Genomic DNA, 20027 nt, shown 5'->3' on the forward strand with positions numbered 1-20027 from the left:
TACTACAATCGTGGAAGAGTAGGTCGCCGCCTTTTTTGTACTGACGATAATGTCAGTATTTGTAAAACCCTTACTATTATAGTAAGGGTTTTTTTTATGCCGTTTTGTAAGGGAAAACTAAATATTAGACTAATACATCAATAATTTTTTTATTCAACCTAATTACTTATTTTAGATTTATGAATATTATCATTCAATCTTCCATTTATACTTTAAGCAAATCAAAACAACTTTTATGCTCCCTTTCAAATGAGGATTTAAGTAATCACTCAGTTTCTCCTTATTATTCATGTATAGGTTCACATATTAGACATATTTTGGATTTTTATGACTGCATTATTGATGGAGTAGATAATGCAACAATTGATCTTACTCAAAGAAAAAGAGATGAACGAATGCATACTGATTGCAATTATACACTTAGCCATGTTGAACGAATCATTGACACGCTAAAAAGATTTGACAATTACAGCTTTACTAAACATTATGTGGTTTGTGATGATTTGGGTATAGGAAAGGTTGATATTATGTACACATTAGGTGCAGTACTTGCGCAAGCAAATAGTCATGCAATTCACCATTATGCAATAATAAGTTATATTCTTGATAGATTAGAAATTCCAATGAAAGATGAAAGTTTTGGATATAATCCAACAACACCTAGACAGATAGTTAGTTAGTTAGATTTATTGCTATCAAACATACTGTTCATAATTGTTTGAAGACCTTTGAATGCAAAAAATATAGCTCCAACGCAAATAACAAAACTTATAATCAGAATTGGAATATAAAGAGGCTTTTCTTTATTGGTTGTTGCAATATAAAATAATGTAGGTCCAGTAAACATCATAACTAAAGAAATAGCCATTTTTTTTAAACCTTTTCCTAATACCTCTTTATTTGTTCTTTTAGTTTCCATTCTTATATGCTTTTATAGATGCTCTTACGCTTTGATACTTATCAAGCAGTTTAGATGCTTCTTCAGCGGTAATATTCAATTCATTCATGACCATTTTTACTCCTCTATCAACTAGCTTGTTATTACTCAATTGCATATCAACCATTTTGTTTCCTTTTACTTTTCCCAATTGAATCATAGTAGCAGTAGTAATCATATTTAACACTAATTTTTGAGCTGTTCCAGCTTTCATTCTTGAACTTCCAGTTACAAACTCTGGACCAACAATCACTTCAATAGGACATTTTGCTGTTTGTGATAATGGACTATTATGATTACAAGTAATACATCCAGTTATAATATGATTTTTATTGCATTCTTCAAGAGCCGAAATAACATAAGGTGTTGTACCTGAAGCAGCAATACCAACTACAACATCATTACTTGTAATATGATATTCTTGTAGATCTTTCCAACCTTGAGTAGTGGAATCTTCTGCAAATTCTACAGCTTTTCTAATAGCAGTATCTCCTCCAGCTATAAGTCCTACAACTAGTTCATGAGAAACTCCAAAAGTAGGAGGACATTCACTTGCATCAACAATACCTAAGCGACCACTTGTACCAGCACCAATATAAAATAAACGTCCCCCAGATTTTAATTTGCCAATCACTTGTTCAATCAGTGCTTCAATTTGTGGCAATGCTTTTTCAATAGCAAAAGGAACGGTTTTATCTTCATTATTTATGTTGGTGAGTAATTCTGAAACACTCATCTTTTCAAGATGATTATAGTTAGAATCTTGCTCTGTTGTTTTTGTGAAATCCATTCATCAAAAATAAACAATTTGAGTAGAGTTATTCAACTATATAAATAATTTCATCAACTTCTGATAGTCTAAAATATCCAAAAGGGAAATTGTCTGGATTGGTTTCATTTATACAATTTCCTCTAACTGTTGCTGGTGTTGTTTCAAAAGGACCGCCACCTTCTTCACTATTTTGCTGTAATAGGATAAACATATATTCGTAGAAAGCTTCAGAAATACCATGATTTTTTATAGTTACTTCATGACCTGTGGTTAAATCTTCTTCCGTGTAAAAACCAAAAATTTGGTTTCCATTCGTAAATTCATCATTATATACTTCAAGTGTGGGGTAAGCTGTAAAATTATTACTAAACTCAAAGAAATAGTAATTATCTTCATTTTCAGGGTCTGAATAATATGCCTTTAATTCGGTTTCTTCTCCAGAAAAGCCTCCATCATTTTTTTGTTCAACATAATCAATTGGTACTACAGATTTTAAAGATTCTGTACCTGAATATGTTTCGCCTTTATAATTTATCACAAGAGTATACTCAGCATTTAAAACTGGAATAAACGTATTGTTCTTATAAATTCCAGTTACGCCATCTTCAATGAAGATAAATTCGTTTCCGTTGGTATCGAAAACCGAAACTTGTGCATTATTTGCAGGTGGTGTTTGTATATCGTAAAATGGTGTAGATAATGATAGCTTTATTTCCTGTTCATTTCCGCTAGTTTCTTTGACCCAATTTATTGAAGCTTCAATTATTAATTTAGGTTGTGATGTATTTAAATCTAAATCAATTACATCTTCACATGAATATATTGTTATGCCTATAAGTATTAATATTAGCTTTCTCATGATTTAAAATTTAAAGTTATAAGAAACAGATGGAATGATTCCAAAAAGGGATAGTTTTAATGCTTCATTAGCACCAGTTGTTCTATTTTCTCTAAAGCTAATGGATGAAGCATTTTTTCTATTATATGCATTATACAATCCAAAAACCCATTCGCTTTGCCATTTTTTATCGGAATTTGACTTAGGAATATACTTTGCTGATACATCTAGCCTATGATACGTTGGAATCCTACTTGAATTTCTCGCTTCATATATTGGTATAGATATACCATTATACTCATATTGTCCATTAGGGAATGTTGCTGGTAATCCAGTTTGAAACAAAAAATTTGAGCTAAAACTCCATTTATCGGTTAGTTTATACGATGCTGTTATGGAGATATCATGGGTTTTGTCGTAAGGCGTATTGTACCACAATCCGTTATTAATCCCTATTTCCTCAGGAGTTTTACCTTTTGTTTGTTGTTCAGATTTTGATAAAGTATAAGCTATCCATCCTTGAAAATCACCTTCATTTTTTCTAAACAACACTTCTAAACCATATGCTCGTGCTTTACCATTTAGAATAACTTGTTCAATGGCATTATTGGCAATTAAATCTGCTCCATCTATATAATCAATTCTATTTTTTATGGTTTTGTAGAATGTTTCTATTTCTAGATTATAGGTATTATCATTTATAGTTTTAAAATATCCTAAAGCGAATTGATGCAATATTTGAGGCTTGACATATTTTCCGCTGGGAGTCCAAACATCTAAAGGTGTAGGAGAACTTGTGTTTGATAACAAATGCAAGTACTGACTCATTTTATTATAGCTCATTTTTACAGAACTTTGCTCGTTTAACTGATACGCCAATGCAAGTCGTGGCTCTAAATTGGCAAACGATTTAATTACATCACTTCGTTTGTAACTTTCAGTACCAATTGGTTCTGCTTTTTCGTAAATTTTGAGTTCAGGATTAAAAATTAATGGATTATCATTTTGATATACGTTTAGTTCGTCTTGACCTAATCTTGTAAACGAACTTAAGCGCAATCCATAACTTAATGCCAATTTATCGGTTACTTGGTGTTCTGCATCAACATATATAGCATTTTCAAAGGCATATTTATCAATGAGTTTAAATGGGTTAATTCCAGAAGTTTCTGTTGTTGGTTTAATATCTCCTGGATTGAATTTATAATAAATGCTATTTAACCCATATTGTAACTTAAAATTATTGGATATATAGTGCTTTAAGTCGTATTTGACATTAAAATTTCTTATACCAGATGTCCAATCAAACTCCACAAAATTCAACTTTAAATCGTAGTCATAATCTGAATAGATAAGTGATAAGTTTGAGAATAATTTATCAGAAAACAAATGATTCCATCTAAAATTTATAACGGCGTTGCCATACGCATTTTCAAAACTGTCAGAAATATTAAATACATCTCTACCAAAATAGCCTGACAAATAAATATTATTTCTATCGTTCAATCTATAGCTCAATTTTGTATTTAAATCGTAGAAATAGGCAATGTTATCAATGTCAAAAAGAGGTAAAAATAAATGCGCATAACTGCTTCTACCACCTAGTAAAAACGACCCTTTTTCCTTTTTAAGTGGTCCTTCAGCCAGCAATCTACTAGATACTAACCCAATACCGCCATTCATTTTAAATTCATTACTATTTCCTTCTTTTTGATAGATATCTAAAACTGATGAAACCCTTCCGCCATATTTGGCAGGGATACCGCCTTTATAGAGCTTAATGTCTTTTATAGCATCAGGATTAAACACCGAAAACAAGCCAAATAAATGAGATGAATTAAATATAGTAGCTTCATCTAACAGAATTAAATTTTGGTCAGCGGCTCCACCACGAACATTAAAGCCAGAAGCACCTTCGCCAGCAGTTGTTACTCCTGGAAGCAAAGTAATTGACTTGATTAAATCTACTTCACCAAGCACCACAGGAATTTGTTTGATAGTATTGATTGATAGCGAGTTCAAACTCATTTGTGGCTTCCTAATGTTGAGTTTTTCAACATCTTCAACAATTACTATTTCATCTAAGCTTTGACTGTCTTCTACTAATTTAAAGCTTAAGGTTTGGTCTTTATCTAAATTTATGGTTTGTACAATACTTTTAAAACCTAAATAACTTATTTGAAACTCATAAATCCCTTTATCTAAAGTAATGGAGTAGAATCCATATTCGTTGCTAGTTGTTCCAGTTTGTAGCGAAGGAATAATGATATTGGCACCAATAAGTGTTTCGTTGCTACTCTCATCGGTTATAACACCACTCAAAGTAAACTTTTCTTGTGATATGACGCTTATAGGTAATAATAGTAGTATAAGAAATAAACTATTTTTATAGAATGAATTCATTAGCAATTTTGATAAAAAATATAAAAGCTCTTTAGTTTTTAAAGAGCTTTTACAATATGTCTAACATTATTTTAAAAACATTAAACAAATATAATTATTTATATAGATATTTACTAACTTTTTATAATTTTATTAAGAGTATGACTTGGTCTCATAGCTTGAGAAACTAATATTTCATTTGGCTCGTAATATCCATCTATATTTACTGGAGCACCTTGAATTTTATTTAGTTCATCAACAATGGTAACTTCATTGTTTGTTAATTCTTGGGCAGTTTTTGTAAACTCATTCTTTAGTTCAATATCAGTATTTTGATTTGCAAGTTCTTGTGCCCAATACATTGCTAAATAAAAATGACTTCCTCTATTGTCTAATTCGCCAGCTTTTCTCGATGGCCCTTTTTTGTTTTCCAATAATTTCTCAGTAGCATAATCTAGTGTATCGGCTAATACTTTAGCTTTTGGATTATTTGTTGTTTCTGATAAGTGTTCTAACGACACAGCTAAAGCTAAAAATTCACCTAGCGAGTCCCAACGTAAATGATTTTCTTCTACAAATTGTTGTACGTGCTTAGGAGCTGAACCTCCAGCACCAGTTTCAAATAAACCTCCACCATTCATTAATGGCACAATTGAGAGCATTTTTGCACTTGTACCAAGTTCTAAAATTGGAAATAAATCGGTTAAATAATCACGTAACACATTACCAGAAACAGAAATGGTGTCTTTACCGCTCTTCATTCTTTTTAGGGTGAATTGTGTAGCTTTAATAGGCGACAAAATTTGAATATCTAAACCACTAGTATCGTGGTTTGGCAAATACATTTGTACTTTTTTAATTAATTCGGCATCATGAGCTCTGTCTTCATCTAACCAGAAAACCGCTGGTGCATTTGTAGCTCTGGCTCTTGATACAGCTAATTTTATCCAATCTTGAATTGGCGCATCTTTCACTTGGCACATACGCCAAATGTCACCAGCTTCAACTGTATGTTCTATCAATATATTTCCGTTCGAGTCAACAACTCTAACTGTTCCATTTGAATCAATTTCAAATGTTTTATCGTGAGAACCATATTCTTCAGCTTTTTGCGCCATCAATCCAACATTTGGCACTGTCCCCATGGTTGTTGGGTCAAAGGCTCCATGTTCTCTGCAAAAATCAATAGTTGCTGTATAAATTCCTGCATAACTACTGTCTGGAATCACTGCTTTAGTATCTTGCGATTTTCCTTGTGCATTCCACATTTGACCAGAATTTCTAATCATTGCTGGCATAGAAGCATCTATAATCACATCACTTGGCACGTGCAAATTAGTAATTCCTTTGTCGGAATTAACCATTGCTAAATCTGGATTGTTTTTGTAACAAGCATCAATATCTTTAAGAATTTCATTGCGTTTTTCTTCTGAAACTTCAGCTAAGTTCGCCAACAAATTTCCAAATCCATTATTAACATCAACGCCAATTTCATCTAAAGTTTCGGCATGCTTTTCAAACAGGTCTTTAAAGAATACACGAACTGCGTGACCAAAAATAATTGGATCAGAAACCTTCATCATGGTTGCTTTCATGTGTAAAGAAAACAATACATCTTTGCCTTTAGCATCCAGTACTTGAGCTTCTAAAAAGCGTAATAATGCTTTTTTTTGCATCACAGCTGCATCGATAATTTCACCTGCTTGTAATGCTAAATTTTCTTTTAAAATGGTCGTTTTTCCATTAGCATCAGTATGTTCAATGTTGACTGTTGTTGCTTCGGAAAGCGTTACTGATTTTTCATTGTGGCAAAAATCACCCTCTGTCATTGTTGATACATGCGACTTAGAGTTTGAGCTCCATTTTCCCATAGAGTGTGGATTCTTTTTAGCGTAATTCTTTACTGCTTTAGGCGCACGTCTATCTGAATTCCCTTCTCTAAGCACAGGGTTTACAGCACTTCCTTTAATTTTACCGTATCTAGTTTTAATTGATTTCTCCTCATCATTTTCTGGCTCATCAGGATAATCAGGTAAGGCATAACCTTTTGATTGTAGTTCTTTAATAGCACCTTTTAACTGTGGAATGGAGGCACTAATATTTGGTAATTTAATAATGTTTGCTTCTGGCTTTTTTACTAACTCACCTAATTCTGCCAAAGCATCATTTTGTTTTTGATTTTCGGTAAGAAAATCAGGAAAGTTAGCCAAAATTCTTCCAGCTAATGAAATATCTTTTGTTTCTATAGAAATGTTTGACGACTTTGTAAACGCTTTAACAATTGGTAAAAAAGAATAAGTTGCCAATGCTGGAGCTTCGTCAGTTTTTGTATAAATTATTTTCGACATAGAGTTCGAGTTTAATAGTTATTGAAGGTAAAAAAGAACATTCAAATGCTGTCCGTTTTTTCAGTAAGCGAATATACAAAATTTGAAGCTTAAAGCTGAGTGATATTAGGGCAACTCATAGCAATAATGCTATATTTTATGGCATTTATAAAAAACGTATCTTTTTTTAAGGATTTCGTAAAATTCACTTATAAAAGTTATTCAATTATAATTTGATGTTCAGATAAAAGTCCTTGAATATTATGTTTTGAGAATTTTGCTCCTTTCATTTTATTACTACTTGGGCAAAAACTAAAATCATAAGCTGTAGTAAAGTCTACTGACTCTAAGATGGCATTATCAAATACAGTATTCTTTAAATTACAATTATCAAACTGTGATTTTGATAAGTCTGCTTCGGTAAAGTCTGCTTGCTGTAAACTACAATCTTTAAATTTAGTGCCAACCAACTTTAAATTAATAAATACAGCTAGATCTAAATTACAATTAACGAAGCTTACCGAAAGTAGAAACTCGTTGCACTCATAAAAAGGCATACCTACAAGTTTACAATCTGTAAATGTTGCATCTTTAAAAGTCGTTTCTTTTAATTTGGTATTGGTAAGGTTGCAATTAATAAATTCACACTCCAAAAATTGTAATGTCGACAAATAGGAAGATTCAAAATTACAGTTAATAAATGTACAACCATCGTATTCGGCTTTCTCTAAGCCAGTTTTTGTGTAATCTTGATTACTGAATGTTTTGTCTAGAATAAGTGGAAGCATGGTGCATAAATATAATGCGAAGATATCATTTTTAAGTAAATGGTATATATAACAAAAGCCATATCACTTAGAAATTAATCTATGTTGACATGGCTTTCTTAAAACAGTTTCACATGACCTATTTAACATTGCTGCTAACTTCAATTAAACATCACTTATGTTTGCCTAATCTTTTCAATTCAAGTGTTACCATTTCAAAGAAACATTCTAAATGTAACTTTCAAAATGTATTGACCTGTTACTAAATGTTTCCAGATAATTGTTTTTCTTGATGCTTTATCAATTATATCTCATTTGCATGGTACATAACCTTTAAAGCATTGCTTCCTATTTTAGACATCACTTTCGATTCTTCTATTTTCGGAAACTTTCAATTTTATTAGTTTACTGTCTGCATAACAAACAGTCCTATTTAAAACATCATGATTTATAAAACCCTACATGCATACACATGTTGTCTCAAAATCTCAAAAAACAATTAAAATAAAGAACGTTACTTTACCAAACTAAAGGTATTACTTTCGTAATAATAGCATCAATTTTCATGATGTTTCCCTTAACTCTAATGCTAATTTAAAATAAGATTTCATTTTTGCAAATTTTTCAAGCATTTAGATATCAACCTGTTATAAACTATGGTTATGAACAATTGTTAACAACGAAAAAGCCTTGACAATTAATTGTCAAGGCTTTTATAGATTTTAAAAAGAAAGTGAGACTATCGTCTGCTCTCTTTAATTCTTGCTTTTTTACCAGTAAGACCTCTAAAGTAGAATATTCTTGCTCTACGAACACTACCTTTTTTGTTGATCTCAATTTTTTGTAATGCTGGTAAGTTAACTGGGAAGATACGCTCTACACCAATTGTTCCAGACATTTTTCTAATTGTAAAGGTTTCAGAACTTCCTGTTCCTCTGCGTTGTAAAACTACACCTCTAAAGAACTGTGTACGTACTTTTTCACCTTCTCTAATTTCGTAAAACACTGTAATAGTGTCACCAGCTGAAAATTCTGGTAAGTCTTTTCTTGTTACAAATTCGTCTTGTACAAATTTTACTAAAGATTCCATTTTGATCTTTTTAATAGTTGTCTCGAAACAACGTTCACGATTATCGCCAGAGGTTGACCCGAAATTGGCTGCAAATATACATAAAAAGTAAGAAGTAAAAAGTGAAAAGTGAAAAGTTTTTAATTTACTCTTCTAGTAAGTCTGGTCGTCGCTCTTTAGTACGTTTGTACGCTTGTTCTTCGCGCCATTTTTCTATTTCAGGAAAGTTACCACTAAGCAACACTTCTGGAACTTTCATGCCTTTATACTCTCTTGGTTTGGTGTAAATAGGAGGTGCTAACAAATTATCTTGAAACGAATCGGTTAGGGCAGATGTTTCGTTACCTAACACACCAGGAATTAATCGTATTACGGCATCGCATAACACAGCTGCTCCAAGTTCGCCACCAGACAAGACATAATCGCCAATAGAAATTTCACGAGTTATAAAATGGTCTCGTACACGTTGGTCCACACCTTTATAATGTCCGCAAAGGATAATAATGTTTTCTTTTAATGATATTTGGTTGGCAATACCTTGATTTAAGGTTTCGCCATCTGGTGTCATATAAATAACTTCGTCATAATCTCTCTCAGATTTTAGTTTGCTTATGCATTTATCAATAGGCTCTACCATCATCACCATACCTGCGCCACCACCAAATTGTGTGTCGTCCACACTTTTATAATTACCAGTTGTGTAATCCCTAAGATTATGAAAATGTACTTCTACCAAACCAGCTTCTATGGCACGTTTTAAAATAGAGGCTTCAAACGGGCTTTTAAGTAATTCGGGTAAAACGGTGATAATGTCTATTCGCATATTGCAAAGATGCAATTATTCATTTAGAAAGAAAAGTGTTATTTTTTGTTAAGATTTGCTAATGCAGGGCTATGTGAAGCCACGTTTTGGATTTTAAAAGTAAGCAATTTATTGCATACTTTTAGAATACAAATTAAACGTGGACAGGTTGCATATAGCTATTGATATGTACAGTTTTCCTGGATGGCACCAAAATGTGAATATTAGTTATATACCTATTTCATACGGCGTATGCAATCTGACATAGCCCTGCGATGATGTACATATCTCAAGTTGTGGGAATTGGAGCGTAGCGACAATGTAGCAACTTGAGTTCACCTTTTGGTGAATTGTACATCATCGGTCTAGTGTATGATTTCGTTGCGTGTTTAAGCACTAAAGTTAGCAAATAAATCACAGATAGAAAGTCCGCGAGGACTTTCGTAAGTAGGCTATAACTAGCAATGAATTATACACGTTGTTGTGCTTTCGTTATTTAATTTATTCTTTTTCAAGAATTGATAATATTTTATCTGACGATATTATTAATTCTCCATAAAAATTTTCTAAAGCAACACACTGGTAATATCTCGAAACCAAAAGTGACTCCAAGGTTTTATCCTTTAGAAGTTTAACATCATCAATCGAAGATGTCGGTCTTGGGTCATCCTTGTAAAATGACGCTATAAATTCCCATTCATTATCCTTCTGAAAAATATCAGGATATTCTGTATTTATATAAGGTTCATATTTGCTTTGGATTTGCGTATTTGAAATATGTTCTCTTTCTTCAGTCCTTTCTATTAAAGCGTAATAATTCAGAACAGCATTTCTTAATTCGGTATTTAAGGAAGGTATTTCATTGGATTGGGTGATTGTTTCAATTCCATTAGTATTTGGGCTAAATTGAAATTCTCGAACTAACAATACCAAATATTTCTTCATCGAATTATTGACAGGTATTATAGTTTTTATTTGTGCCATTGAAGAGTCAGCACATTTTATGTTTTCAGTCATATTTTCTTTTAAATTTTGAAGTTGGACTTGGTCTTCAATTAAATTCTGTTTGAGTATTTCAAGATGACTGTTTATTGACTTATCCATTTTATTTTGTTCATTCCAATTATTAATCTGTAATGCAATGAGGATTCCAATAACAACAAGAATAATCTCTCCAATAGCATATTTAAAATACTTTCCAGTTTTTCCTTCTGAAAGTAAATTTTGTCTAATTTTTCTAAAGAATTTAATCATTGGTTATCGGTTTGTCATAATGAAGCACAATGCGATAATATGCAACGTTTCAATGCTTTATATCAGTCGTTAGCGAAGTTATTGTTTTTTTTGTTTAAAATCAATACGTAATTATGCGTATGTGGTTAGTTGTTTGTCCAAAACAAATGTAAGTCAGGGTCTTTTTTAAATCTAACCCGCTGGTATAAATGTTGTGCAGGACTCCTGACTTGGGTTTTAAAGCCAATTTCATATTGCCAAATAGCTTGATAAGTATCACCAAATGGAGAGTTTACCCAAACCAATGCTAAAATAGTAGCACCTAATAATAAAAGCCCACTAAAACTTTCAATTTTAACGAGCTTTTGAAAAGGTGTGAGAATGGTGCTTTTTATCATTGTCTTTATAAGGATTAAGGTTTTCTAGACTAAGTTAGTTTTTTTTTGGTTCTGAAAGCATCTGTCTCTTTTTTTCTAAAAAATCTTTTTCCAGTAAATTGGTTACAGTTGCAAGTGCTTTATCAATTTGTATTAATGCTTTCTCCAACTGATTGGCATTTATGTAATAGTCTGAAAGTGTTCCATAATATAAGTATGCTCGTTGTTGAAAATCATCAGGTGAGATTTGGTCAAGATAGGTTTTGGCTGTTATGTAATCTTGCTGTTGCATGCACACAACTGCCATGGTAAGGATATGCGATGGCATAGGTTTTAAATCGTGTAATTTTTGATACCAAATTAGTATTTTATTCCAATTGGTGTCTTCAAAACTACTGGCACGTATATGCTCAGAGGCAATGGTAGCTTCGTAGTGATAACAAGAGAGTTCTAAATTTTCTACGGCTTTATTCATCATCATATTCCCTAATTCAATTAACGGAAAATACCATTGCGTCCTGTCCTGATGTTTTAAATCGAGGAGCTCGTTATTGGTATTAATTTTTGCGCTCAAGCGTGCAGAGTGAAAACACATTAATGCATACAATGCATAGCTTGCAGAGGTTCTTGTGTGTTTATTTTTTAGTAGCAGTTTGCATAAACGCATGGCTTCACCACATAAGTCTTGACGAATCAGTTCTTCTTTGTTGTTGGAGTGGAAGCCTTCGTTAAAAATTAGGTAGAGTACTTCCATAACGCTTTCCAATCGGTTTGGTAAAGCTTTGCCTTGAGGGATATTAAATTTTAATTGTGATTTTTGTATGGCAGTTCGCGCTCTAAATAGTCGCTTTTTAATGGTGTCTTCTTTAGTAAGTAGTGCAGAGGATATTTCTTTGATGCTAAACCCAGATACTGTTTTTAGTGCAAACGAAATACGATCTGTAGAGTTTAAATCTGGATGACAGGCTGTAAATATCATACGAAGCTGCGCATCTTCAATTTCGGTATCTAAAAAGAGCTTGTTAATTGCTATAGTGACTGTTCCTTTGTGTATTTCTGGTAAATAAGTTTTCTCTTTTTTAAGTTTTCTCAAAATATCAATGACTCTGTTTTTTGCGGATTTAGTAAGCCACGCTTCAGGGTTTTCAGGTTGTTGTAATCGCCAAGAGATGCTAGCTTTTATGAAGGTGTCTTGAACAGCATCTTCAATAATATTTAGATTTGAGAGTCCGAAAATTCGAGTAAGAACAGAGACCATCTTCCCACTGTGATGGCGAAATAGATGGTCTATGTACTTTGATTCCATTAATTGTCGAATACCATGATTTCGCGAATCTCGACAGTGTTTCCTAAATCGTAATCAGGAAAGTCTTTGGCTATTTCTTGCACTTCATCAAAATCTTTTGCTTGGATTAGATAGAATCCACCAACGATTTCCTTCACTTCGGCAGATGTTAAGTCGGTTACTGTACGATTTTTGCCAACGATACGTCTTATTTGAGGAGTTAAAGCTTCACCACCTCTAAGGATGCCAGCTTTTTCCATTTTGTCTCCCCAAGTAAACCATTTCTGCATTCGGTTTTGCATATCTTCAGGCGATAACCCTAGATCAACATATTCTTTTCCAACAAAAAGCATCATAAAATTTTTCATAATTGTAAGTTTTTTAATTGTTATATATCTATAAGACGTTTGTAGAATTAAAAAGGAGACATTGTTTATTTGTTTTTTTATTTATCTAAAATCATTTGTCCAAAATAAATGTAAGTCTGAATCTTTTTTAAACCCAACTCGCTGGTATAAATGTTGTGCAGGATTCGTGACTTCGGTTTGAATACCTAAGCCTTTATAACCCTTTTCAATGCATAAATTTTTAGCGGCTTGAATGAGTTGTTGACCAACACCCTTGTTTCTAATACTCGCATCTACATATAAATCGTTTAATAAATAGATGGGTTGCATAGAAACCGAAGAGAATAAAGGGTATAATTGTGTAAACCCTACGGCTTTATTATTTAAATAAGCGATGTAAATAACAGATTCGTTATTCTTAATTCTATTAGTTAAAAACGCTTTAGCTTTGTCGAGGTTAGCGTCTTGTTTGTAGAACTGTCTATAACCATCAAATAAAGGTACTAAGTCGTCGAGGTGCTTTAAGGTAGCTTTAGTTATTTCCATAAAAAAAATCTGTAAAACGAATTTACAGATTTTATATTAAACATTGTTATTAAGTACTTCAATGCTTGGACAGTGCAAAGCATGACTTGTTCGGGAAAATCGAAGTGATAAATTAACTAACGCCTTTTTGTTTGTTAATTTCGTCTTGTAATTGTCTGCGTACTTTTTGTTCTCTTTCTAAAGCTACTCGACGGTGTTCTTCAAATTCGGTTTCTACCTCTGTAAGTGCGTTTTTAGCAGATTTTGTTATGGAATTACTGTTTTTAAATTTATAAATAAAAACTAGTAAAAAAGTTAACAAACCTGCAATAATAGACCACATTAGTATATTGTAACTGGTTTTACTCATTTGCATACCAAATAGCGACATGCTGTCTTTTTCGGTATTTGTAACAGACAATGCGTTTTGCGTTTTTTCAAGATTGGTTTTTAACTCGTCTATTTCTTTTTGCTGTGCAGTTACAGTATTTCTTGTAGTGTTTAATTTTCCTTCAAGCGTATTTAAAGAGTCAATGGTATGGGCTTGTAGTGTTAATAACATACTACGCTTTACAGCTTCATAAGATTGTCCATTTGTACCTTTGAAATTACCTGATTTTCTAAGTAAAAATTCAAACTGTTGGTCTATGGTACCTTCGTTAATAGATTCTGTTTGCTCTTGAGCCTGAAGTGTAAAGGCGAATGCGGTAAGTAAAGTAAAAAAAGTAACCTTTAAAGTTTTCATTGTTATGGTTGATTTGTGTGGTTGTTTGTAAAGATAAAAAAATAAATTTTTAAGCCTCACAAATTTGTGAGGCTTAAATATATACGATTATAACAAAAAAATAGATGTTTTATTATACTAATAATAAGTAAAACGTCTCACTTTTGAAATGTGTTTTGCTAGCCTAATTACTTGGTGGCTGTAACCATATTCGTTATCGTACCAAATATAGAGTATGACATTTTTACCGTCAGCTCTTACAATAGTTGCTTTGCTATCGTAAATTGAAGGAGCAGAACTTCCAACAATATCACTAGAGACTAACTCGTCACTTAATTCGTATTTAATTTGCTCAACTAAGTCGCCTTCTAAGGCATATTTTTTAACCACAGAGTTTACACCATCGATAGATGTTGCATTTTCTAACTCAAGATTTAAAATTGCCAAAGAACCGTTTGGTACAGGAACTCTAATAGCATTAGATGTTAGTTTACCTTCAAGATTTGGTAATGCTTTTGCTACTGCACTTCCAGCGCCAGTTTCGGTAATTACCATGTTAAGTGCTGCGGCTCTTCCTCGTCTGTATTTTTTATGAAAATTATCGACTAGGTTTTGGTCGTTAGTGTAAGCATGAATGGTTTCTAAGTGTCCACTTTTTACACCAAAAGAGTCTTCCATAACTTTTAAAATAGGTGTTATGGCATTGGTTGTACATGATGCTGCTGAAAAAATATCAATCTTTTCTGGGCTATTCTCAAATTGATTAACACCATGAACAATATTAGGCACTCCTTTACCAGGAGCTGTTAATAATACTTTATCTACACCTTTTGCTTTTAAGTGACGACCAAGCGCTTCTTTATCTCTAAACGCACCAGTATTGTCAATTACCAAAGCATTGTTAATGCCATAAGCTGTGTAATCAATATCTTCAGGTGCATTAGCCGAAATAATATTAACGGTTGTGCCATTAATTATTAAAGCTTGACTTTTTAAATCAACTGTTACAGTTCCAAGAAAGTCTCCATGAACTGAATCGTTACGTAATAATGATGCTCTTTTTTCTAAAACAGTTTCATTAATCTCACCTCTTGTTACAATGGCTCTTAAACGAAGTTGGCTACCTTTACCAGTTTTAGTCATTAATTCTCGTGCTACCAATCTACCAATACGACCAAATCCATAAAGGATAACGTCTTTAGGTTCGATAGCATTATTTTTACTGGCATCTTTTAATTTGTCAGCAACAAAAGCAATGGCATTACTGTACTTATCATCTTCTAAATGATATTCATAAGTCAATTTACCAATATCTAATTTAGCTGGTGGAATGTCTAATGTTTTAATTGCTTGAGCAATTTCTACAGAATCAAAAACAGAAATTGGTTTTTGTACAAATTCTCCAGCATATTCATGAAGATTAAGTATTTCGCTAACATTTCTGTCTATTAATGGGTTTCTAAAAAGCACTAATTCGATAGACTTGTCGTACCAAAGGTCACTTATTATTTTAATAAATTCTACGGTAGCTCTTCTACGATCTGCTTGAAATGCTAACTCTTTCTCATAAGTTTCATTAAAACTCATTGTAATGTGGTTTAGTGTGTTGTTAAATTTTTTGCAAAAATAGGATATTTCAAACGTTTTCGTAGCCAATTTTTGCAAAAAAATAAAACCCTCAAATCCAATAATTTAGATGAGGGTTTTATTCTCTGTTTAATTAAAAATTATCTAAACCTATAGTTTACTTTTTCACCGTTATTTTTAACAATTTCTATTTTATAAATTTTTTCTGAATATTTTGACATTACCGAATTTACATCATCGATAGAGTTTATTTTAACACCATTTATTGCAGTTACAATACTACCATTATCTACACCATCTGCTTTCCACTCGTCAATATAACTACCACTTAAATCAGTAATTTTTAAACCGTAATCAACCTTCATTTTTTTTAGGTCACTTTTAGAGGCTTCTTTTAAAGTTCCAATTATAGGAACTCTAACAGAAGTTAACTTAGCTAAGGTAACTGGTAGCGTTTTTTCATTGCCATCTCTTACAACAGTTACATAGACAACATCATTAGGGCTTTTAGTGTTTAAAAAACCTTTTAAATCTGAGAATTTTGAAATCTTTACATTGTCTAATTGTTTAATAATATCGCCCTCCTTTATACCAGCTTTTTTTGCGCCAGAATCTTCTTCAACAGTACTTACATAAAAACCTTCGGTATCATTAACACCCAGTTCTTTTGCACTTGCGCTATTTAGTGAGCCACCAGTAACACCTAAAATTCCATTTTGTACATTACCAAACTCCATAATATCTTCAACAACTTTTTTGGCAATATTACTTGGTACTGCAAAGGAATATCCAACATAAGAACCCGTTTGAGATGTAATGGCTGTGTTAATTCCAATAAGGTCGCCATTGGTATTTACTAAAGCGCCTCCAGAATTTCCAGGGTTAACAGCTGCGTCAGTTTGAATAAATGATTGTGCTTGATTACCACCACCAGTTAGGTCACGCGATTTAGCACTTATAATTCCTGCAGTTACTGTAGATGTTAAATTAAAAGGATTTCCAACTGCTAAAACCCACTCGCCAACTTTAGAGTTGTCACTATCTCCAAATGTGGTGTAAGGCAGCTCTTCATCGGCTTCAATTTTCAAAAGGGCAATATCTGTTTTTGGGTCAGTGCCTAATAGTTCCGCTTCATACGATTTATTATTGTTTAAAGTAATAGTTATGTTTTCGGCACCATCAATAACATGATTGTTAGTGATAATCATTCCATCAGAAGAGATAATTACACCTGAACCCATACCGACTTGAGGTCTTTGCGAGCGTCTTCCAAAAAATAAATCTTCAAAACTCATCGCTCCAGAACTTGTTGTCGTGTTTCGTACGTGCACTACCGAATGGACTGTTTTTTCGGCAGCTGTAGTGAAATCAATAGCTTCACCAGCAGCTAAATTAGTATTAACAGTTTTATAGTTTACTGGAATAGTAAAAGGAGAGGTGTCGATTTGCTGGTGAGCTACACTCTCATCTTTTTCAATAAACAGTTTGTAGGTTCCTAATGTAAGAGCTCCACCAAGAGCTGATACTAAAACAAGTGTAAAAATCTTTTTCATGATCTTCGTGTATTATTTAAAATTGTTTTACGATTTGATAACGATTAAAATTAATAAAATATTGAAAATTGAAACTCATTTTAACTAATTTTTGTATCATTTTTAACGATGATTTAACAACATAAAAAACTGTTTAATATTTCTATCTTTGTCATTCAAAATGAAACATACATTTTATAAATATCAAGGTACAGGAAATGATTTTGTGATTATAGATAATCGTGAAGGCATTTTTGATAAAGAAGACACTAAATTGGTAGCCAATTTGTGTGATAGGCGTTTTGGTATTGGAGCCGATGGGTTAATACTCTTGGAAAATCACGAAGACTTAGATTTTAAAATGGTGTATTACAACTCTGATGGCAACGAAAGTACCATGTGTGGAAATGGAGGACGTTGTTTAGTAGCATTTGCAAAAGAGATTGGCGTTATAGATAATGAAGCTACCTTTTTAGCAATTGATGGTTTGCATCATGCTAAAATTGAAGGTAATATTGTAAAGCTTCAAATGCAAGACGTATCAGGTATTAAGATGTATGATAAACACGTTTTTCTAGATACTGGGTCACCGCATCATGTTGAGGTCCGTGAAAATATTGACAAGATTGATATTAAAAAAGAGGGTGCCTCGATTAGGTATGGACAACCTTATTACGAAGAAGGAGCTAACGTTAATTTTGTAGAGAAAATTGAAGACTCAATTTTTTCCGTGAGGACATACGAAAGAGGGGTGGAAGGAGAAACATTTTCTTGCGGTACAGGAGTAACAGCGGTTGGAATTGCTATGAATGCAACAGGTGTGACTAAGAATAACCTTATCATTTTACAAACAAAAGGAGGGAAGTTAAAAGTATCTTTTAAGCAAGAGGGTCAACAATATAAAGATGTATGGTTAATTGGACCAGCTATTTTGGTTTATAAAGGGGAAATTGCATGGTAACTTTAAAAGGCGAACATATATTTTTAAGAGCTTTAGAGCCTGAGGATCTCGATTTTATTTATGAGATAGAAAACAATCAAGATATTTGGGAAATAAGTAATACAATGACACCTTATTCTCGATTTTTAATTAAACAATATCTAGAGAATGCTCATAAAGATATATTTGAAGTAAAGCAACTGCGTCTTGTTATCTCGACTTTTGAGAATAATACTATTGGGTTGATAGATATTTTTGATTTTGACTTTCATAATAAACGTGCAGGAATAGGTGTTTTAATTAAGGATTCAATTAACAGAGGTAAAGGTTATGGAGCTGAAGCATTACGATTATTAATTGATTATTGTTTTGCACATTTAAACCTTCATCAGTTGTATTGTAATATTTCAGAAGATAATGAAGCGAGCATAAAGCTTTTTAAACGTCATAATTTCAAAGAAATAGGACTCAAAAAAGACTGGAATATTGTAAATGGAGCTTATAAAAATGAATATTTGTTTCAACTAATAAATAACTAATGTATTTTAAAAAAATCTTACTTGCTATTGCATTAATTGGTTTAGTAATAGCTGCATATTTTGCATATTATGTGTATTCGGCAATGTTTGTACCCAATACGGCCTTTAATAACAATGAAGCTTATGTGTATATTGAATCTGACACAGATTATAATAAGGTAAGAGAAAGTCTAATACCATTACTTAAAGACATAAATACATTTGATGCACTTGCTAATCGAAAAAAATATACAACTAATGTTAAAGCTGGTAAGTATATTATTAAGAAAGACATGACCAATAATGATATTATTAATTCCATAAGAAGTAATAATATTCCAGTAAAGGTGTCTTTTAACAATCAAAATTCGTTAGAGCTTTTAGCAGGGAGAATTGCTAAACAGATTGAAGCAGACAGTACCTCACTTTTAGAAGTGTTTAATGATTCAAATTTTTTAGAGAAGAATGGTTTTAATGAAGCTACAGCATTAGGGATGTATATTCCTAATAGTTATGAGTTTTTCTGGAATACTTCAGCCGAGAGTTTTAGGGATAGAATGCTCACAGAGTATAATAAGTTTTGGAACGACACAAGGTTGGAAAAAGCTCGTAAAGCCAACTTAAACCCAGATGAGGTAGTGGCACTAGCTTCAATTGTACAAGAAGAATCCAAACAAAAAAGCGAACAACCAAGAATTGCAGGTGTTTACATTAATAGATTAAAAAATAATTGGCCTTTACAAGCAGACCCAACATTAAAGTTTGCTGCTTATAAATTACCTAAATACCAAGGTACATTAATTAAACGCGTACTTAATGTACACAAAGAAATAAACTCACCCTATAATACATATAAGAATGTTGGTTTGCCACCAGGATTAATTGCAATGCCAGATATTTCTGCTATTGATGCGGTATTGAATTTTGAAACCCACAATTATTTCTACTTTGCTGCCGATGCTAAAAAACCAGGGTTCCATAAGTTTGCTAGAACTTTGTCTCAGCATAATCAAAATGCAAGAGAGTATCAGCGTTATTTATCGCAACAAGGTATAAGACGTTAGG

Annotated in this window: 20 protein-coding genes; 4 read left to right on the forward strand and 16 right to left on the reverse strand. The window is 32.5% G+C overall.

The features are described 5' to 3' along the window. Positions 1-179 precede the first annotated feature (179 nt). A complete protein-coding gene (locus HB672_RS07525; protein WP_167610411.1) occupies positions 180-680 on the forward strand; it encodes a hypothetical protein in 501 nt (166 codons plus the stop codon). Here the strand turns inward: HB672_RS07525 and HB672_RS07530 are convergent. The 16 genes from HB672_RS07530 to HB672_RS07605 all read right to left on the reverse strand — a co-directional run bounded on the left by HB672_RS07530 (position 677) and on the right by HB672_RS07605 (position 17525). Beyond that, entirely contained in the window at positions 677-919 is a 243-nt protein-coding gene (locus tag HB672_RS07530) for a DUF6095 family protein (protein WP_167610414.1), read from the reverse strand. The two genes, HB672_RS07525 and HB672_RS07530, sit on opposite strands and share 4 nt — an antisense overlap. After that, positions 909-1727 (reverse strand): N-acetylmuramic acid 6-phosphate etherase, encoded by an 819-nt coding sequence (gene murQ / locus HB672_RS07535; protein WP_167610417.1) that lies wholly within the window; start codon positions 1725-1727, stop codon positions 909-911. The genes HB672_RS07530 and murQ overlap by 11 nt, the downstream gene beginning before the upstream one ends. Positions 1728-1755: 28 nt before the next feature. Continuing rightward, on the reverse strand, positions 1756-2568 hold the full coding sequence (locus HB672_RS07540) for a DUF4249 family protein (protein WP_167610420.1): 813 nt from the start codon (positions 2566-2568) through the stop codon (positions 1756-1758). Between the two features lie 3 nt (positions 2569-2571). Beyond that, complete coding sequence (locus HB672_RS07545) at positions 2572-4950, reverse strand: TonB-dependent receptor (protein ID WP_167610423.1); 2379 nt, start codon at positions 4948-4950, stop codon at positions 2572-2574. Between the two features lie 113 nt (positions 4951-5063). Then, positions 5064-7277 (reverse strand): NADP-dependent isocitrate dehydrogenase, encoded by a 2214-nt coding sequence (locus HB672_RS07550; protein ID WP_167610426.1) that lies wholly within the window; start codon positions 7275-7277, stop codon positions 5064-5066. Between the two features lie 197 nt (positions 7278-7474). Next, positions 7475-8044 carry a pentapeptide repeat-containing protein gene (locus tag HB672_RS07555; protein WP_167610429.1) on the reverse strand — a complete coding sequence of 190 codons (570 nt, stop codon included), beginning with the start codon at positions 8042-8044 and terminating at the stop codon, positions 7475-7477. A 718-nt stretch (positions 8045-8762) separates the two neighbouring features. Continuing rightward, entirely contained in the window at positions 8763-9113 is a 351-nt protein-coding gene (gene rplS / locus HB672_RS07560; RefSeq protein WP_167610432.1) for a 50S ribosomal protein L19, read from the reverse strand. Between the two features lie 124 nt (positions 9114-9237). Beyond that, the gene (gene trmD / locus HB672_RS07565) at positions 9238-9915 is read right to left on the reverse strand and encodes a tRNA (guanosine(37)-N1)-methyltransferase TrmD (RefSeq protein ID WP_167610435.1); all 678 of its coding nucleotides are present in this window, start codon (positions 9913-9915) and stop codon (positions 9238-9240) included. Between the two features lie 480 nt (positions 9916-10395). Further along, positions 10396-11148 (reverse strand): DUF6090 family protein, encoded by a 753-nt coding sequence (locus HB672_RS07570; protein ID WP_167610377.1) that lies wholly within the window; start codon positions 11146-11148, stop codon positions 10396-10398. Between the two features lie 125 nt (positions 11149-11273). Then, a complete protein-coding gene (locus tag HB672_RS07575; protein ID WP_167610438.1) occupies positions 11274-11525 on the reverse strand; it encodes a Na+/H+ antiporter NhaA in 252 nt (83 codons plus the stop codon). Positions 11526-11559: 34 nt separating this feature from the next. After that, entirely contained in the window at positions 11560-12810 is a 1251-nt protein-coding gene (locus tag HB672_RS07580; protein WP_167610441.1) for a sigma-70 family RNA polymerase sigma factor, read from the reverse strand. Further along, positions 12810-13157 (reverse strand): YciI family protein, encoded by a 348-nt coding sequence (locus HB672_RS07585; RefSeq protein ID WP_167610444.1) that lies wholly within the window; start codon positions 13155-13157, stop codon positions 12810-12812. The genes HB672_RS07580 and HB672_RS07585 overlap by 1 nt, the downstream gene beginning before the upstream one ends. An 81-nt stretch (positions 13158-13238) precedes the next feature. Then, positions 13239-13682: a GNAT family N-acetyltransferase gene (locus HB672_RS07590; RefSeq protein WP_167610447.1), complete on the reverse strand. Its 444-nt coding sequence runs from the start codon at positions 13680-13682 to the stop codon at positions 13239-13241. A gap of 112 nt (positions 13683-13794) precedes the next feature. Beyond that, the gene (locus HB672_RS07595) at positions 13795-14406 is read right to left on the reverse strand and encodes a tRNA (guanine-N1)-methyltransferase (RefSeq protein ID WP_167610450.1); all 612 of its coding nucleotides are present in this window, start codon (positions 14404-14406) and stop codon (positions 13795-13797) included. Positions 14407-14523: 117 nt separating this feature from the next. After that, entirely contained in the window at positions 14524-15972 is a 1449-nt protein-coding gene (locus HB672_RS07600; protein ID WP_167610452.1) for a glyceraldehyde-3-phosphate dehydrogenase, read from the reverse strand. A gap of 140 nt (positions 15973-16112) precedes the next feature. Then, positions 16113-17525, reverse strand: a complete 1413-nt coding sequence (locus tag HB672_RS07605; RefSeq protein WP_167610455.1) for a trypsin-like peptidase domain-containing protein — start codon at positions 17523-17525, stop codon at positions 16113-16115. Between the two features lie 160 nt (positions 17526-17685). On the opposite strand from HB672_RS07605, the gene dapF reads away from it, so the two are divergent. From dapF to mltG, 3 genes are read left to right on the forward strand one after another with little or no spacing between them, the layout of a single operon-like run. Continuing rightward, positions 17686-18465 carry a diaminopimelate epimerase gene (gene dapF, locus HB672_RS07610; RefSeq protein WP_167610459.1) on the forward strand — a complete coding sequence of 260 codons (780 nt, stop codon included), beginning with the start codon at positions 17686-17688 and terminating at the stop codon, positions 18463-18465. Further along, entirely contained in the window at positions 18459-18983 is a 525-nt protein-coding gene (locus tag HB672_RS07615; protein WP_167610462.1) for a GNAT family protein, read from the forward strand. The genes dapF and HB672_RS07615 overlap by 7 nt, the downstream gene beginning before the upstream one ends. Beyond that, positions 18983-20026, forward strand: coding sequence for an endolytic transglycosylase MltG (mltG, locus tag HB672_RS07620; protein ID WP_167610465.1), 1044 nt, complete (start codon positions 18983-18985; stop codon positions 20024-20026). The genes HB672_RS07615 and mltG overlap by 1 nt, the downstream gene beginning before the upstream one ends. Position 20027 lies beyond the last annotated feature (1 nt).

Source organism: Gaetbulibacter sp. S0825 (assembly GCF_011777505.1).
Classification (GTDB): Bacteria; Bacteroidota; Bacteroidia; order Flavobacteriales; family Flavobacteriaceae; genus Pontimicrobium.

Excerpts from the sequence above, each read along its gene's own strand:
- HB672_RS07525 (WP_167610411.1), top strand. The coding sequence starts at position 180 with ATGAATATTATCATTCAATCTTCCATTTATACTTTAAGCAAATCAAAA.
- HB672_RS07530 (WP_167610414.1), bottom strand. The coding sequence starts at position 919 with ATGGAAACTAAAAGAACAAATAAAGAGGTATTAGGAAAAGGTTTAAAA.
- murQ (WP_167610417.1), bottom strand. The coding sequence starts at position 1,727 with ATGGATTTCACAAAAACAACAGAGCAAGATTCTAACTATAATCATCTT.
- HB672_RS07540 (WP_167610420.1), bottom strand. The coding sequence starts at position 2,568 with ATGAGAAAGCTAATATTAATACTTATAGGCATAACAATATATTCATGT.
- HB672_RS07545 (WP_167610423.1), bottom strand. The coding sequence starts at position 4,950 with ATGAATTCATTCTATAAAAATAGTTTATTTCTTATACTACTATTATTA.
- HB672_RS07550 (WP_167610426.1), bottom strand. The coding sequence starts at position 7,277 with ATGTCGAAAATAATTTATACAAAAACTGACGAAGCTCCAGCATTGGCA.
- HB672_RS07555 (WP_167610429.1), bottom strand. The coding sequence starts at position 8,044 with ATGCTTCCACTTATTCTAGACAAAACATTCAGTAATCAAGATTACACA.
- rplS (WP_167610432.1), bottom strand. The coding sequence starts at position 9,113 with ATGGAATCTTTAGTAAAATTTGTACAAGACGAATTTGTAACAAGAAAA.
- trmD (WP_167610435.1), bottom strand. The coding sequence starts at position 9,915 with ATGCGAATAGACATTATCACCGTTTTACCCGAATTACTTAAAAGCCCG.
- HB672_RS07570 (WP_167610377.1), bottom strand. The coding sequence starts at position 11,148 with ATGATTAAATTCTTTAGAAAAATTAGACAAAATTTACTTTCAGAAGGA.
- HB672_RS07575 (WP_167610438.1), bottom strand. The coding sequence starts at position 11,525 with ATGATAAAAAGCACCATTCTCACACCTTTTCAAAAGCTCGTTAAAATT.
- HB672_RS07580 (WP_167610441.1), bottom strand. The coding sequence starts at position 12,810 with ATGGAATCAAAGTACATAGACCATCTATTTCGCCATCACAGTGGGAAG.
- HB672_RS07585 (WP_167610444.1), bottom strand. The coding sequence starts at position 13,157 with ATGAAAAATTTTATGATGCTTTTTGTTGGAAAAGAATATGTTGATCTA.
- HB672_RS07590 (WP_167610447.1), bottom strand. The coding sequence starts at position 13,682 with ATGGAAATAACTAAAGCTACCTTAAAGCACCTCGACGACTTAGTACCT.
- HB672_RS07595 (WP_167610450.1), bottom strand. The coding sequence starts at position 14,406 with ATGAAAACTTTAAAGGTTACTTTTTTTACTTTACTTACCGCATTCGCC.
- HB672_RS07600 (WP_167610452.1), bottom strand. The coding sequence starts at position 15,972 with ATGAGTTTTAATGAAACTTATGAGAAAGAGTTAGCATTTCAAGCAGAT.
- HB672_RS07605 (WP_167610455.1), bottom strand. The coding sequence starts at position 17,525 with ATGAAAAAGATTTTTACACTTGTTTTAGTATCAGCTCTTGGTGGAGCT.
- dapF (WP_167610459.1), top strand. The coding sequence starts at position 17,686 with ATGAAACATACATTTTATAAATATCAAGGTACAGGAAATGATTTTGTG.
- HB672_RS07615 (WP_167610462.1), top strand. The coding sequence starts at position 18,459 with ATGGTAACTTTAAAAGGCGAACATATATTTTTAAGAGCTTTAGAGCCT.
- mltG (WP_167610465.1), top strand. The coding sequence starts at position 18,983 with ATGTATTTTAAAAAAATCTTACTTGCTATTGCATTAATTGGTTTAGTA.